The following is a 15,221-nucleotide window of genomic DNA, read 5'->3' as shown; positions in this document are numbered from 1 at the left end:
CGCAGGACTTTAGTCCGTCTTTAGACGTGGGATGAAAGCATCGTTTGTACATAGCAAAACATGGTATACTTTATTCATAGTCATGCAAAAGACGTAAAAACATTTGAGAACCTACAATCTGTACGGTATGGTAACAGTACCGTAGCCCACGAACCTATATGGTCTGTTGTGGGAGTGGTGATGACACACCGCAATCTTGCACGTCAACGATGCCAGAAATGGGCTTCGCCTTTGGCCTTTGGTAGCAAGAATCCCGCTGACGTTAGTCAGCTGGCCCCTTTAGGGGTGGGAGTGTCAAACTGGACAAGATTCCTTACATCGGTGAAATCACCTCTGGTCAAAAGAATGTATTAATTAATACTCTAATGCTTTCTTTAACTCTTCTCGATCACTTTTAGCCCACTTTGTTTTACGGTGAAGATTTTTGTACAACCATATATTACAACTACATTCTTCGTATTTTATATATTATCAATAAAGAGTTCAGAAAACCCATAAATAAAAAAACGAGTGCTGTGAAGAAACGCACTCATTGAAAGAAATTTACCAATCTCGACGATTATCGCAATCACAGTCACGATCATGATTACGTCTACGACGACATTCATCACAATCACAGTCGCGGTCACGTCTACAACGACGGTTATCACAATCTCTATGTCTGCGTCTGCAAAACATTAAATCATCCCAAAATCTATCACAATCTCGGAAACGTCTGAAATTACCATTACATCCCATAAATATAATTACCTCCTCTTAACTTTAGGATTCATCATATTCTATGCTAAAAAACAAAAATAGCTTGTTTACTAGCCTGCTTTCTGCATTTTAAAGTAATAATATTATTATCTAATCTTTAAGTTTCAAATCTATTTCATCCCTTAACAACAAACAAGACGCTAAACCGATCACGGCAGCGCCTAAAACAGTAAATATAAATTTAATCAAAAATCATTTATCCTCGCATTTACTTATTCCTTTACTTCCATAGCTCATTCATGAGGTCAGCTGTATTACTAGGAACGCTATATTTCTCATTCTTTTGCTTAGCCTTTTTCTTCAGCCTTTTCTCTTCTTGAAAAGCTTGCAAATATCATGCTCCTCACTCTGTTTTGCAAATGTCTAGCTTACTTTTAAAAACTTTGTAACAGAACCTTAAAAATGATAAAAACCCACGAAGAAAATGCATTTTCTTCGTGGGTTTAGTTATTTAAATGGACTTTCACCTAACTCAAGAAGCATCCGCACCTTCAAACTGACTATTATAAAGCGAAGCATAGAAACCATCAGCTTTCAATAACTCTTCATGATTACCTTGTTCTACAATATCTCCGTCTTTCATGACAAGGATTAAATCTGCATCACGTATTGTTGATAATCTATGAGCGATAATGAAGCTTGTTCTACCTTCCATAAGGTTTTCCATCGCTTTTTGAATCAGTACTTCTGTACGAGTGTCAATGGAGCTTGTTGCTTCATCGAGTATTAATATTTTCGGATCCGCTATAAGGGCACGTGCAATTGTTAGTAGTTGCTTTTGTCCTTGGGATACGTTGCTTGCTTCTTCGTTTAGTTCCATTTGATATTTATTTGGTAATGTTTTTACGAAGTTGTGAACGTGAGCTGCTTTCGCTGCTTCAATTACTTCTTCGTCTGTAGCATCGAGTCTACCGTAACGTATATTTTCCATGATGGAGCCGTTAAATAGCCAAGTGTCTTGAAGTACCATACCAAACATGTTGCGCAGGTCTTCTCGCGTGAAGTCTTTTATATCGTGACCGTCGATACATATTGCACCGCTGTTTATGTCATAGAAACGCATTAATAGTTTTACAATCGTTGTTTTACCAGCTCCGGTTGGTCCGACGATTGCTACCTTTTGTCCAGGTTTAATGTTAGATGAGAAATTATTGATGATGATTTTATCTGGATTGTATCCAAATTGAACATCTTGGAAGGTAACTTCTCCTTGAACTTTTTGCAGCTTCACTGGATTTTCTGCTTCTGGCACTTCCTCTTCTTCTTCTAAAAATTCGAAGACTCTTTCTGCAGCAGCTGCAGTAGATTGAAGTACGTTCGCGATTTGTGCTACTTGAGCGATTGGTTGCGTAAAGCTTCTAACATATTGCACAAAGGCTAAAATGTCTCCAACTGCGATGGTTCTCTTTACCGCAAGCCACCCGCCTAAAATAGATACAGCGACGTAACCGATATTACCGATAAATGTCATAATCGGCATCATCATTCCAGATAAAAATTGAGATTTCCATGCGGAATGGTAAAGGGTATCATTTACCTTTTCGAATTTTTTCACTTCTTCTTCTTCTTTGTTGAAGGCTTTTACGATATTGTGACCACTATAAATTTCTTCGACCTGACCGTTTACGTGTCCTAAATATTCTTGCTGGGATTTGAAGTATTTTTGTGATCGTTTTACGACTGCCATGATGAGAATCATCGATACTGGCAATATTAAAAGCGCCACTAATGTCATTTGCCAGCTGATTGATAACATCATGATAAGTACACCGATGATTGTAATAACGGATGTGATGATTTGCGACATACTTTGGTTTAAAGTTTGGCTCACCGTATCTACGTCATTTGTAATTCTCGATAATACTTCGCCGTGCGTTGTTTTATCAAAGTATTTCAGCGGCATACGGTTAATTTTTTCATCGATTTCTTTTCTGAAGTTATAAGATACTTTTTGAGCTACTCCAGAAATAATGTACCCCTGGATAATACCAAACACAGTGCTCAGTATATATAATCCAAGGAGTAAAATGACAATGTTTCCGATATAGGTAAAATCAATGGCCGCACCGGGTGCTCCTGATACTTTGCTTACGAGTCCTTCGAAAAGTTTTGTTGTCGCGTTTCCTAAAATTTTTGGACCAACGATTGTAAAGGCTGCACTGCCGATTGCGAAAAGGATAACGATTAAGATTGATAATTTATAGGGCTTCAAGTATTGAAGGAGTTTATTCATCGTTCCTTTGAAGTTTTTTGCTTTCTCAATCTTTCTCATGCCGCCGCCCATAGGACCGCCACCGCCAGGACCAGGGCCGCTTTGTTTTCTATTTTCTATTTTTCTATCACTCATGATGACAACTCCTCTCTTGAAAGTTGTGATAAAGCAATTTGCTTATAAACTTCACAGTTTTCCATAAGCTCTTCATGAGTACCAGTTCCAATTATTTTTCCTTCGTCAAGTACAATAATCTTATCGGCATTCATGATTGTACTGATTCTTTGGGCAATAAGTAAAATAGTACTTCCTGTAATCTCATTGTTTAAAGCTCTGCGCAATGCTGCGTCTGTCTTAAAGTCAAGAGCTGAGAAACTATCATCGAATATGAAGATTTCCGATTTTTTCGTAAGAGCACGCGCAATAGAAAGTCTTTGTTTTTGACCACCGGAAACGTTCGTACCACCTTGTGATATTTCTGTGCGGAAGCTTTCAGGTTTCGCGTTAATAAATTCCATAGCTTGCGCGATTTCCGCCGCTTTTTTGAGTTCTTCTTCAGTCGCTTCTTTTTTACCATATTTCAAATTACTCTCGATTGTACCCGAGAAGAGAACTCCTTTTTGCGGTACATAACCAATTTTCTCTCTTAATTCCTTCTGAGATACTTCTCTAATATCCGTGCCATCTATTAATATTTGGCCACTTGTGACATCGTAAAAGCGTGGAATTAAGTTGATTAATGTTGATTTACCACTACCTGTACTTCCGATGAAAGCTGTCGTTTCACCAGGTTTTGCAGTAAAGGTGATATTGGAAAGCACATCTTCTTCTGCACCTGGGTATCTAAAGCCAACATTTTTAAATTCAACGTAACCTTTCTTGTCTGAAGCAAATGTTTTCGGCTCTTTTACATCACTAATGGTAATGTCAGTATCTAAAACTTCTGCGATACGTTGTGCGGAAACTGAAGCACGTGGAACCATAATAGATACCATTGAAATCATTAAGAAGGCCATGATGATTTGCATTGTATATTGCATAAATGCCATCAAATCACCAACTTGCATATGTCCCATATCCACTTGGTGTGATCCAACCCAAATAATAAGTACAGTAACGGCATTCATGATAAACATCATCATTGGCATCATAAATGACATTAAACGGCTTACAAATAAATTTGTTTTTGTTAAATCTTGATTTCCTTTTTCAAATTTCTTTTCTTCATGTTTTTGAGTATTAAAAGCACGAATAACTAGCATACCGGTTAAAGATTCACGAGTGATTAAGTTAATTTTATCTACTAACTTTTGGATACGCTTAAACTTAGGAATCGCGATGCTAAATAAACCAATGACTAGGCTTAAAATCGCAATTACCGCAACTGCGATAATCCATCCCATTGAAAGGTCTGTAGTAAGTACTTTAATAATGCCGCCGATACCTAAAATTGGTGCATAGAATACAATGCGAAGCATCATAACCATAAGTGTTTGAACTTGTTGGATATCATTTGTACTTCTTGTGATTAGAGATGCAGTGGAAAACTTATCAAACTCCGCATTCGAGAAGTTTGTAACTTTCCGGAATACTTTCTTTCTAAGGTCTCTGCCGAGTCCTGCAGCTACTTTTGCAGCAAGTAAACTCACGATAACGGTAGCTGCCATACTTACTAAGGATAAAAGTAGCATTTTCCCGCCGGAAGTAAGGATGAAATTGGATTGAAGCTTATCTATATTGATACCGATCTTTTTATACTCATTCTCAATGAATGAAACGGCTGATTGCGTTACCATGCTGCCTGGCATATTCTTAAACTTTTCATCTGCCTTTTCTTTCATTGCATTGATTTGATCTTGAGGAAGTTTCGCAATGATTGCAAAAGGATCTGAATTTGGCGGAAGTTTCGCTGGTGTGTTGTTGTCACCTGTCGCAGCAGGAGAGAAAGCAGATGAGCCACCTTTTTCAATTCCTTGTGTAATTAACATTGGTTTCCCAAAGATATCGTTAAGTTCGTTAATTATTTTTTTATCTTCTGTATGTAACTTATAAAGTGGCTCTTTATCAAGCTGCGGATAATCTTTTAAGTCATTTTTTAGTTCACTTTGAGAGAGGTTGTTCTTATCTAAAAGCACATAGTTGTCAGCAACTTTTTTCTTCTCATTTTCATTCATAAAGAGCGTAAGTTTATCCATTTCACTTTTACGAATAACCTCAGGTACTGCATTTTCTACACCTTTTTGTTGAATCCCTACATTGACAATGTTAGACATGTAGTCTGGCAGTGATAAATCGCATACTGCCTGTACAGTTAAAAGACATACAACTGCAATGATGGAAGCAATAAATGGTTTTAAATGTTTGATGATCTTTAACATTTAGTTCATCTCTCCATTTTCTTTGTCTAATTTTTTTAGTTTTTACTCCGCTTCTCTCCTTTATTCTTCGTATTCTCAGTAATTCATTCTAGCAGCTCTTTACGTATTTTCGACTACAGATTAATTTTATGACTATATGAAGATATGATGCACCGAAAATAGGCTCTTTTTTTCAAAAACGTTTTTTATATTCGGCAAATTAGCAGTAATAGACTTACCTTTGATCAAACATGTTTATAAACCAACATAACGTACAGGAAATCGACTTTTCTCTTGTCGAAATTTACTTAGCATACAGTGGTCATATATTTTCAAGAATAACGGAAGAATATATAGAAAATGCTACGATCAACTTAGGGGGGACAACCTTGTTCAATCAAATAGTAAAAGCTGTACCCAATTTATTTACGATTGGAAATTTATTGTGCGGTGTTTTTTCAATTACCATGAATATGAGTGACTATTTGGAAGTAGCCTCCATTTTTATTTTCTTTTCAGCTGTTTTAGATCTCCTTGATGGAAGAATTGCGAGAAAATTAAAAGTGAACAGTGAGTTTGGTGTACAATTGGATTCCTTAGCTGATATTGTTAGTTTCGGAGTTGCTCCTGCACTTTTATTTCATTCGATAGCAACACCATCTATTTTAACTTCTTTGGCATTTATCCTTTTCCCAACGATGGGTGCTTTAAGATTAGCTAAATTTAGTGTAAAACCAACCATTGGATATTTTAAGGGATTACCTATTCCAGCTGCTGGATTACCATTGGCCGGTATGGGATTGTTTTCATATAGCAATGCATGGATTACATTAATCCTCGCTCTCTTAATGGTAAGTCCAATTAGGTTTAAAAAACTTTAATTGGGATCCCGTCTATCGCTTTAATTTCATTTGTGGAACGTTTCGCTAATATCCATCAAGTTGAGGGTTTCGATGTTATTCATCATTTTACGAATGCAGCGATGGGACAGACTTTAAAGAGCTTACCTATTGTAATTGCTCATAATAGATTGTGAAATTGAATAGCCTCCAGTTTTTGGGGCTATTGTTTATATTTCTGATATGTATTTCCGCCTCTATATTGAACGAATCAATCTTTCTTCTCTAATACCTCAAACGATAAAAATGCACTTCGTTGCTATAAAGGGCAAAAAATTTTCGTTTTGTGGATTATCTATTTTCTTAGCTTGGTAACGATGTGGTGGTACCCCTTGTTTAAAAGAACTCCTACCTCCCAAAATACTTAGTTACGCCCAAATAACATAACAAAAAGATTAGGAAATCACTCCTAATCTTTTTGTTTATTACTATTCCATTGCCCCAGCAACATCATAATCATTTAAATCTAATTCAATCGGTTGCCCTAACGCAAGTTTCGCAAGTTCTGATCCTAAGTATGGACCTGCTGTTAATCCTGAAGCACCTAATCCGTTTGCAATGAGTATGCCTTCAAAATTAGGGAGTGGGCCAATAACAGGTAAGAATCCTGGCGTAAATGGCCTGAAGCCAACTCTAGTTTCAAGCATTGTACCATCTTCTAAACCAGGCGCTACTGTTAACGCTTTATGGAATACTTCATGTAAACCACCAGCTGTTACACGGTGATCGAAACCAGTATCATTCTCATGCGTTGCACCAATTACGACATGGCCATTGTCAAATGTTAAAATATATTGATCGTTCGGCGGCATAACAACTGGCATATTTTCTGTTGCTGTATTTTCAATTTGCAAATGAACAATTTGTCCTTTTTGGAACGTAACTAAGAAATTAATTCCTAATGGATTCAAGATTTCGTTCGCCCATGCGCCTGCAGTTACCATTACCTTTTCCGCTACAATTGTTTCGTCATTTACTTTAACTCCCGTAATATGATTCCCTTCACGGACTAATACTGCATCACCTTTTATGAAAGTTGCACCATGTTTTTTCGCAGCGCTTATTAATGCGTTGCGTAATAATCTTCCATTTACTCGTGCAGCGCCACTAATATGAACAGAACTATATTCTTCCGATAATGCTGGGAATAATTTTTTCGTTTCTTCAGCTGATAAGCGAGTGATTTCACCAATCTCTGGTGCATCTTCACGGCGTTTATACGCTCGCTCTTCCATTTGATCTAGTTTTTTCTCATCAGTATGTAAACTAATTGCACCTACACGGTTGTAACCTGTATCCGTTTCACCGTCTTCTTCTAATTGTTGGATTAACGAAGAATAGTAACGTGCACCGCCCTTAACGATTTTATACCACGCTTTATTACGACGCTGTGAAAGCCACGGACAGACAATACCTGCTGCTGCATCAGTTGCTTGACCTAAATCTTGACGATCTACAATAGTAACCTTCGCACCAGCCTTAGCAAGATGATAGGCAGTAGATGCCCCTAAAATTCCAGATCCAACTACAATATACGATTTCATTTCAAACACCTTTTCTCTTTTGCTAATTATTTAAATATAAGAACATACTTTAGTATACTGAAAGGAATCCTTTTTTCAATGTGCAAAGTGTAATTAATTGTTGCATCATTGTGACGTTCCTAATCATTATTTTTTCTTCTTACGGAATAATTCAATTGTTTTATAGCCTTGTGAAAGGATTTCAATCATTTTCTCAAGACGTTTATCGCGTGTTTTTTCTTGTTTCACAGAAAATAAATTACGTGCCCAATCTTTTTGATAACCAGGAGTTAAACTTTGATAAAACTTAAGTTCAGCTGGATGATTAGCCAATAATGCTTCAACATCTTGAATACGGTCTGCATAATCAGCAACACATTGACTCGCTGCAGGTGTTTTCTTCGCTTTTTTCTTTTCACGTTTTAAACCTACAACTGTAAAGACATCATCCATACTTACCATTCGCGCAAATTTAATTTCGCTTTCCCCCACATATCCATCATCTCCAACGTTTAATGCCGGAAACATCTCATCACGGTGAATAAACGTACTGTAACGAGCATTACCTTTTTTCGGATATGCGAAAAACACGTAACCTTTTTCAATTAGTAATTCTTCATTACTAATAATAAAATTCGTTTGTTTCACCATTTCATCAAGTGTTTCAACAAAAATAAAAATAGCATCATGTTCTTTTGAGAATGAGGTTTCTTTACCTGTGAAAATGTCATAATCACTTGGTTCGTTAATTACGACCATATTTGTATACTTATTTAGTTTCAATTTATCAATAACTGACATTATAATCTTCCTTTGCATCCAATATTCATTTTATATACTTCTTTATACTGTTCTAGTGTATTATATCTATTAAGAAAATTAAACTTGAAATCGTATCATTCTGTTTCAATAGACCATAATTTTTTACTATAAGTAGTGGTTTTATGCCGTATGTAATCCGAGATGAAGGGCTAGTTTTGCAAGGAGATAATCTTTCATACATATGAAGAAGCTGAGGAAACGTTAAAAACGTTAACTATACCGCAGTTTCCGAAACATATTAGACGAAAACCATTTAAACCAAAAATAATAAAAATAGCCGATTCTGAATAAGAACCGGCTATTTTTATATTCACAACTCAATAGCAAATAAAGTATATAAAAGCTCTTTATATTGATTTTCTGTAATTTCACGCTTCGTTTTTTCTCCATAAATAATTTCAGTTAAAATAGTATTCGTTAATGAGACATGGCCAAAGTTCGTCAATTTTACTGCAATGGGTCCTTTATTGAAAATAGATTTCTCATCTTCTATCACTCTTCTTTGAACATCGTTTACTACTGTCTCATCAATAATATGTTTATAAAAAGCATGACAAACTTTCCATTCTCCATCAACATCTATTCTTTCTAGAACATAGTTTCCTTTACTCGTATCTTTTTGTCTTACTCGATACGAACCGTTTTTAGAAGAAACAAGTTCGCCAGTAAACGGTACTGGCACAAGAGGTACTAATGAAGCAATACCTACATCAATTAAGTACCTTACGTTTTCGTAATTTAAAATAATTGTTATATGCCCATCTTCAAGTGCCCAAGCGTTTATATCATTTTTATATACGGTACCTAGTGCGAGTTGTACATCATAACCACTATCTTTTAAAAAATAGTAAAAAAGAGTATTTAATTCATAACAAAGCCCACCTCGAGAACTAGTTAAAATTTTCTCTTGTAAGTTTTTCATAGAAATTGTATTCGCATTACTTGCTATTACATTTAAATTCTCAAACGGGATTGTGTGGGCAAATACAAAGAGTATTGTACTTAATTCTTCAAATTTTATTTCAGTACGTTTTTCAAGGTTTAATCTTGTGAAAAGTTGATCTTGTAACTTTGTCATATTCAGCACCCCTTAATAAGTTATAAATTAAAATAATATATGCTGATTGTAAATTTGAAGGGATATAGTAACAATGTACATTTGCAGTTACTGTACCGGTACAAAATTTAAATTTGAAAAACATATTTATATAAAAATACAAATAAGAGGCACCTTCACGGATGCCTCTTTCGAATTACATTTTATATCTTTATTTCAATGAGCTTAATTTTTCAATTGCTTGTTGCTCAGTTGCTAAGAAAAAAATATCCTTACCTTTATTACATTCATAAATGAAATCTTTTAGGCTTTTACTAGTGTACATAGAAAAATCCCCGATGATAGCAATTTTCACGCTGTAATTAATAAACTTTTGAAGAATATCACCCGCAAGACGTGTTTTTAAGTCAAAGAAACTTTCACTTATTAATGATTTATTGATAGCAATCCGCTTTGAATCCGCTTCATATTGAACTGTTGCCATGAGATCTAATGCAGATTGAACGTCGGATATTAATACTGTATCGTTTCTGACGACGGCAATATTTATTCCGCCAATTACTACTTTCTTTATTTCCATAGTCTCACCCCTCTATAATTTATAAAGTATATATTAAACATGCTGTGTAGATCTTCATTAACACACATAAATGATTTGCCCCTGGCTCGATAACCTCTATTTCATCGTAAATAAATATTGTTTTAAAACTTCTCATACGGTCAATGAAATTAAGGGTAATCTATCTTTTTACTATTTTTGGAAATTTATCTCTCCACAATAACTTAATAAATTATCAAAAGAAGTAATCTCGGCATATGGTTTAGTATCGGTATTATTCTTAATCATATTAGGATTGAACCATATGCCCTTTATATTTGCATTTTGACAACCAGCAATATCCTTTTCTAAGTCATCTCCAACAAATAGTACATCTTCTGATTGTACATTTAGCTTATTTAATGCTAATTCAAATATGAGTTTGTCAGGTTTACTAAATCCCGCTTCTTCAGAAATAATGATTGTATCAAAATAACGATTCAAATTCGTGTTAATTATTTTTTCTTTTTGCCTCTGAGTTGAGCCATTTGTTATAATTCCAACTTTAATATGTGACTTTATAGTATTTATGATATTAATAGTTTTTTGGTTTATAGAAAAACATTTCGGGAAATTATTATTCCAAAAGTCTTGAATGCAATTGCGTGGTAATCTATATTTCGGTGGGAATTCATCAAAAAACGATTCCAAAACCTTTACTTTATCACTATGACCATAGCTTTTTTTATCATATCCCTTGAATTTCTGTAACATTTCGTTTTTTACTGCATGTTGTTCAACATCCCCATAAAACTCCTCTAAAATAATGGAAAACAGTTTATCTACTGCCTTATCCCTATCAAGTAACGTATCATCTAAATCAAATAGCATAGCTTTATAACTCCTCAAATAATTTCACAACCTTTCTCACATGATTTAAATAATCCCTTGTTCGCACCTTAGGCCTTTACTAAATTAGCAAAAAAACTACAAAGTTTGTGGCGTACGCTCTAGAATTTCGCTGGCCTCTTTTATATTTAAATTCATCTCCCTTTCCCCTTCTAGTAAAGTATCGAAAGTATATTATCAAACAGTTAAAAAAAACTACATACAATTTACATTATTATACATTATTTTTTTGTAAATATTAATCGTTCAGCTTTTTATATGATAAGTTTTTTCAAGCACACAAATATTTCTCCATAAAAAAGGAATATGGGTAATAATCCTTTTTTACGGAGAATACACAATCTTGAAAAGGGAGTTAATACGTTAAACGTCCTATGAAGTTTCCTACTGTATCTCCACATAAACTCCAGATAGTAAGGCTATAATGACTACCAGAGGTGATATTATGAAAAACTATCATATTCTCGTGGTAGAAGACGATCAAGAAATTCAGGAATTAATTAAACAATTTTTAATGACACAACAGTATACAGTTGTAGTTGCATCAGATGGATTAGAGGGTATGACACAATTTAATAAGCAATCCTTTGATTTAATTCTTCTAGATGTAATGATGCCCAATCTTAATGGATTTGAAGTATCCAAGATGATTCGAAGTCAGTCAAACGTACCAATTATTATGCTAACTGCATTGGAAGAAGAGGAAGATCAAATGAAAGGGTTCGATCTTGGAATCGATGATTATATAACAAAACCCTTTTCGTTTCATGTTTTGATTAGACGAGTCGAAGCTGTACTTAGAAGAAGTTATGATAAAAATGTAAATAATCATTTGGTATTTAAAGAAGTGCGTATCGATGTTGATGCATATAGAGTATATGTAAATGACGTTGAAATTTTATTAACGACAAAAGAGTTTGAAATTCTACAACTACTATTTCAAAATGAGAGAAAAGTACTCACAAGAGAAAATATCGTAGAAAAAGTTTGGGGGTACGATTATTTTGGAGAAACACGAATAATTGATACACATATTAAAAACCTACGTAAAAAGTTAGCTATCCCTTATATTAAAACAATAAAGGGTATTGGTTATAAAATTGATGAATAGTATTGTGAAAATCATGAAGATGAAGCAAATTACTTATAAACTCTTTATGACTACCTCTCTCATTTTGTTATCCTTTGCAGTATTGATTTATTTAACTTTATACTTCTTTCTCCCTACGTTTTATGAGCAATACAAAACAGATCAACTTCAAACAGGGATAAAAGAAATCATTGATAAATCTAAAGATCTTACGTTTCAAGATGCGATACCACTTTTTGATGAATATGCAAAAAAAAATAATGCGATGCTTTATCTTCAAAATAATGAGGGAATAATTAAATACTCTCCTTCATTTTCTTTTACTCAAAATGGTTCGCAAACAACAGTAGTTACTAGAGCCACACGGTTCGAGAATGCAGGTACCCTTAGCAATTCATATAACGTTACGAAACCAATTCAATTCCAAGATGGTAGTTTAACGCTTATAGTCTTTGCTACATTTCAACCAATTGATGAAGCTTCACAGGTTTTAGTACGCTTTCTCCCCTATATTAGTATCATTGTACTCATAATTGGTGTAGGGAGTGCTTATTTCTATTCCAGGTTTATTACAAAACCACTTATTTATATTAATGAGGGTGCACAAAAGATGGCAAATTTAGATTTCTCCGAAAAAATTGAGGTTCGCTCTACAGATGAGTTAGGAGAATTATCTAATAGTTTGAATGACATGTCTATTAACTTACAACAAGCTATGTTTGATTTAAAAAAAGCAAATCAACAATTAAAAAATGATATTGAAAAAGAACGAGAAATAGAAACAAAACGCAGAGAGTTTTTTGCGATTGTAGCACATGAATTAAAGACCCCTCTTACTGTAATGAAAGGATACTTAGAAGGGATGATATACAATATTGGCCCTTATCAAAATCGTGATCAATATTTAAAGAAAAATCATCAAATTATTGAAAGTATGGAACAATTAGTTCGTGAAATTTTAAGCATGTCGAAATTAGAACAACACACCTTTAAACTAAAAGTAGAAGAAGTTAATCTTTCGAAGTTAATAGATACAATCACAAAAGATCTCGAATTTTTTGCTTCTCAAAAAAGCATCCAAATAATAAAAGAAATTGATTCTGATCTTTCTGTTTATACAGATCGTGTTCTTTTTGAAAAAGCATGTAAAAATATTATCCATAATGCGGTTATGTATTCACCACATAATGAAAAAGTCTATATAAAGTTAAGTGAGGATTCTAAACAAGGTCAAATCAAAATGCAAATTATGAATACAGGTGTCAATATTAAAGAAGAGGATATACAACAAATTTTCAAACCATTTTATCGAATTGAAAAATCAAGGAATCGAAATACTGGAGGAAGTGGTTTGGGGCTATATATTGTTAAACAAATTCTTGAAACGTTAGATATAAAGTATTCTATAAAGAATATGGAACGTAGTGTACAATTTAGCATGAACATTCCATTATCTAAACAAAAAACAAACAAACTCCCCTCTTAGTAGGACGAGTTTGTTTGTTTTTTGTTTGTTTGTTGTAATTTTAGTATTGATATTTTTCGAGTTACTTTTTAAGCAATATTGGGATTAGCTTTTTTACCAATCCACATACCTAAGCCCACCATGCCAAGCCAACAGCAAATTGCTAACATAAACATCAATCGTTGTACGGATAACCCTTCAATCTGCATTTGACCCTTCCCAACAATTGTTTGGAAAAGTTGCGACCATTCGACATCGTAAAACACCCCTACTCCCACAATCACAATCAATGTAAAAAATTGTAAAAATATATTCCCCATATTTCTCCATGTTGTGTAAATGAGTAAAGAAAGCTCTCTATGTGTAGCATTCACCATATATACTTTCATATTATTTTGAGAAGAAATACTATTAATGGCATAGCTTCCAAATGTAACGCTAAGGACTATAAATATTGGAGAATAAAACCCGAATATCATGATTAAAGTACTTACTAAAAACAAATGGATTGGATTAACTTTCTTAGCAGCTTTGATATCTAAAAATAGGGACATCAAAATCCCTAATAGGTATGGTCCAACTACAATGAAAATACAGGTTAACATGTTATAGAAAGTAAAACTATAAAAAATACCCATCAAAAATAAATATCCATTTCCTAATCCAAGTAAAAATGATTCTGCCTTTAAGCGAATTGGTAAAGAAGATGAAAGTTTATGAAAGAACTTTCCTTTCAACAAACTCAAAAACATGAAACAAATAAGCGCTATAGAAAGTAGAAAAAAATAAAAAATATATTGTTCATTATTTATGTTACGACTTGTTCGAATCAAAAGAATAAGCATTGAGACAAAAAGAAACTTTCCTACAACCGATACGATGGAGATAGGTAAAAGCCCTTTGGCTAACTCTGTTCTCGGCATTTTTTTTATAGCAAAAAGGATACTGATTAAACAAATCCCATATATGCATGTTATCAGCGGCGGCGATAAAAAACTAATCGCTAACAATACGATTATTAGTAAAAGAAAAACGATACCAATAATAATCGCTTGTTGATTTTTATTATAAACCTTTCCCCCGCCTTCCACATGTAGAAACAATAAAGTACTCGTCATGGTAGAAATTGTACTAACTGCAAAACCAGAAAATAACGCACTTATTTCTAGCCATCTTGAACTCCATCCAAAGAAAGTAACACTAAGTAATGATACTATCAGAATAGAAACAGTCCAATATAAGGAGCGGTGAATCCCAGCCTTATTCACAATAGGTATCCAGATAAACACACCCGTCATATAAGTTGTATAAAACAGGATTGATGGCCAGTATCCCTCAAAGCCTTTCGAAATCTGTAATCCATAAACAATGTAAATAAGCATGGGTGTACAGATAGTCGTTATTAGTAGACTAAATGTAGTTATACTTTGCACCACAAGTCTTTTTTGCTTTGTCGTATGTATCGTATAACACCTCACTTAAAATGAAATCAGTAGTTGTTATTACTTATTCTGTCCGGAACGAGGTTGTTATATATGCGCAATCCAATTGAAATTCCCATTACGAGGTAAACTCAATCTAAATCCACAT

The 15,221-nt window shown here is 34.0% G+C and carries 12 protein-coding genes; 3 read left to right on the top strand and 9 right to left on the bottom strand.

Features of this window, described 5'->3' with window-relative positions; all coding sequences use genetic code 11:
- Positions 1–543: 543 nt before the first annotated feature.
- The 3 genes from MKY90_RS13235 to MKY90_RS13225 all read right to left on the bottom strand — a co-directional run bounded on the left by MKY90_RS13235 (position 544) and on the right by MKY90_RS13225 (position 5,349).
- Positions 544–738, bottom strand: a complete 195-nt coding sequence (locus MKY90_RS13235) for a hypothetical protein (RefSeq protein WP_002099904.1) — start codon at positions 736–738, stop codon at positions 544–546.
- Between the two features lie 493 nt (positions 739–1,231).
- Entirely contained in the window at positions 1,232–3,106 is a 1,875-nt protein-coding gene (locus MKY90_RS13230; RefSeq protein WP_002165711.1) for an ABC transporter ATP-binding protein, read from the bottom strand.
- The gene (locus tag MKY90_RS13225; RefSeq protein WP_078422418.1) at positions 3,103–5,349 is read right to left on the bottom strand and encodes an ABC transporter ATP-binding protein; all 2,247 of its coding nucleotides are present in this window, start codon (positions 5,347–5,349) and stop codon (positions 3,103–3,105) included. The genes MKY90_RS13230 and MKY90_RS13225 overlap by 4 nt, the downstream gene beginning before the upstream one ends.
- Positions 5,350–5,717: 368 nt before the next feature.
- On the opposite strand from MKY90_RS13225, the gene pssA reads away from it, so the two are divergent.
- Positions 5,718–6,209, top strand: coding sequence for a CDP-diacylglycerol--serine O-phosphatidyltransferase (gene pssA / locus MKY90_RS13220; RefSeq protein WP_002085344.1), 492 nt, complete (start codon positions 5,718–5,720; stop codon positions 6,207–6,209).
- Positions 6,210–6,655: 446 nt separating this feature from the next.
- Here the strand turns inward: pssA and MKY90_RS13215 are convergent, their stop codons facing one another.
- From MKY90_RS13215 to MKY90_RS13195, 5 genes are all read right to left on the bottom strand, one after another.
- The gene (locus tag MKY90_RS13215; RefSeq protein ID WP_002168304.1) at positions 6,656–7,771 is read right to left on the bottom strand and encodes an NAD(P)/FAD-dependent oxidoreductase; all 1,116 of its coding nucleotides are present in this window, start codon (positions 7,769–7,771) and stop codon (positions 6,656–6,658) included.
- A gap of 126 nt (positions 7,772–7,897) precedes the next feature.
- Positions 7,898–8,551, bottom strand: a complete 654-nt coding sequence (locus MKY90_RS13210; RefSeq protein ID WP_002085348.1) for a YdeI/OmpD-associated family protein — start codon at positions 8,549–8,551, stop codon at positions 7,898–7,900.
- Positions 8,552–8,882: 331 nt separating this feature from the next.
- A complete protein-coding gene (locus MKY90_RS13205) occupies positions 8,883–9,650 on the bottom strand; it encodes an arylamine N-acetyltransferase family protein (RefSeq protein WP_016127048.1) in 768 nt (255 codons plus the stop codon).
- Positions 9,651–9,840: 190 nt separating this feature from the next.
- Positions 9,841–10,209: a DUF4180 domain-containing protein gene (locus MKY90_RS13200; protein ID WP_002127579.1), complete on the bottom strand. Its 369-nt coding sequence runs from the start codon at positions 10,207–10,209 to the stop codon at positions 9,841–9,843.
- A gap of 171 nt (positions 10,210–10,380) precedes the next feature.
- Entirely contained in the window at positions 10,381–11,058 is a 678-nt protein-coding gene (locus MKY90_RS13195; protein ID WP_002168307.1) for an HAD family hydrolase, read from the bottom strand.
- 463 nt (positions 11,059–11,521) lie between these two features.
- Here MKY90_RS13195 and MKY90_RS13190 point away from each other — a divergent pair, with 463 nt between their 5' ends.
- On the top strand, positions 11,522–12,187 hold the full coding sequence (locus tag MKY90_RS13190; RefSeq protein WP_000800741.1) for a response regulator transcription factor: 666 nt from the start codon (positions 11,522–11,524) through the stop codon (positions 12,185–12,187).
- Positions 12,180–13,652 (top strand): sensor histidine kinase, encoded by a 1,473-nt coding sequence (locus tag MKY90_RS13185; protein ID WP_002168308.1) that lies wholly within the window; start codon positions 12,180–12,182, stop codon positions 13,650–13,652. The genes MKY90_RS13190 and MKY90_RS13185 overlap by 8 nt, the downstream gene beginning before the upstream one ends.
- 68 nt (positions 13,653–13,720) lie before the next feature.
- Here MKY90_RS13185 and MKY90_RS13180 read toward each other — a convergent pair whose 3' ends face one another.
- Positions 13,721–15,013: a hypothetical protein gene (locus tag MKY90_RS13180; RefSeq protein ID WP_341093255.1), complete on the bottom strand. Its 1,293-nt coding sequence runs from the start codon at positions 15,011–15,013 to the stop codon at positions 13,721–13,723.
- Between the last annotated feature and the right edge of the window lie 208 nt (positions 15,014–15,221).

This window comes from Bacillus sp. FSL P2-0099, from assembly GCF_038007445.1.
Taxonomy (GTDB): Bacteria; Bacillota; Bacilli; order Bacillales; family Bacillaceae_G; genus Bacillus_A; species Bacillus_A mycoides.
Note: the sequence above shows the minus strand (reverse complement) of the source record. Positions and strands in the feature narration are given on the sequence as shown.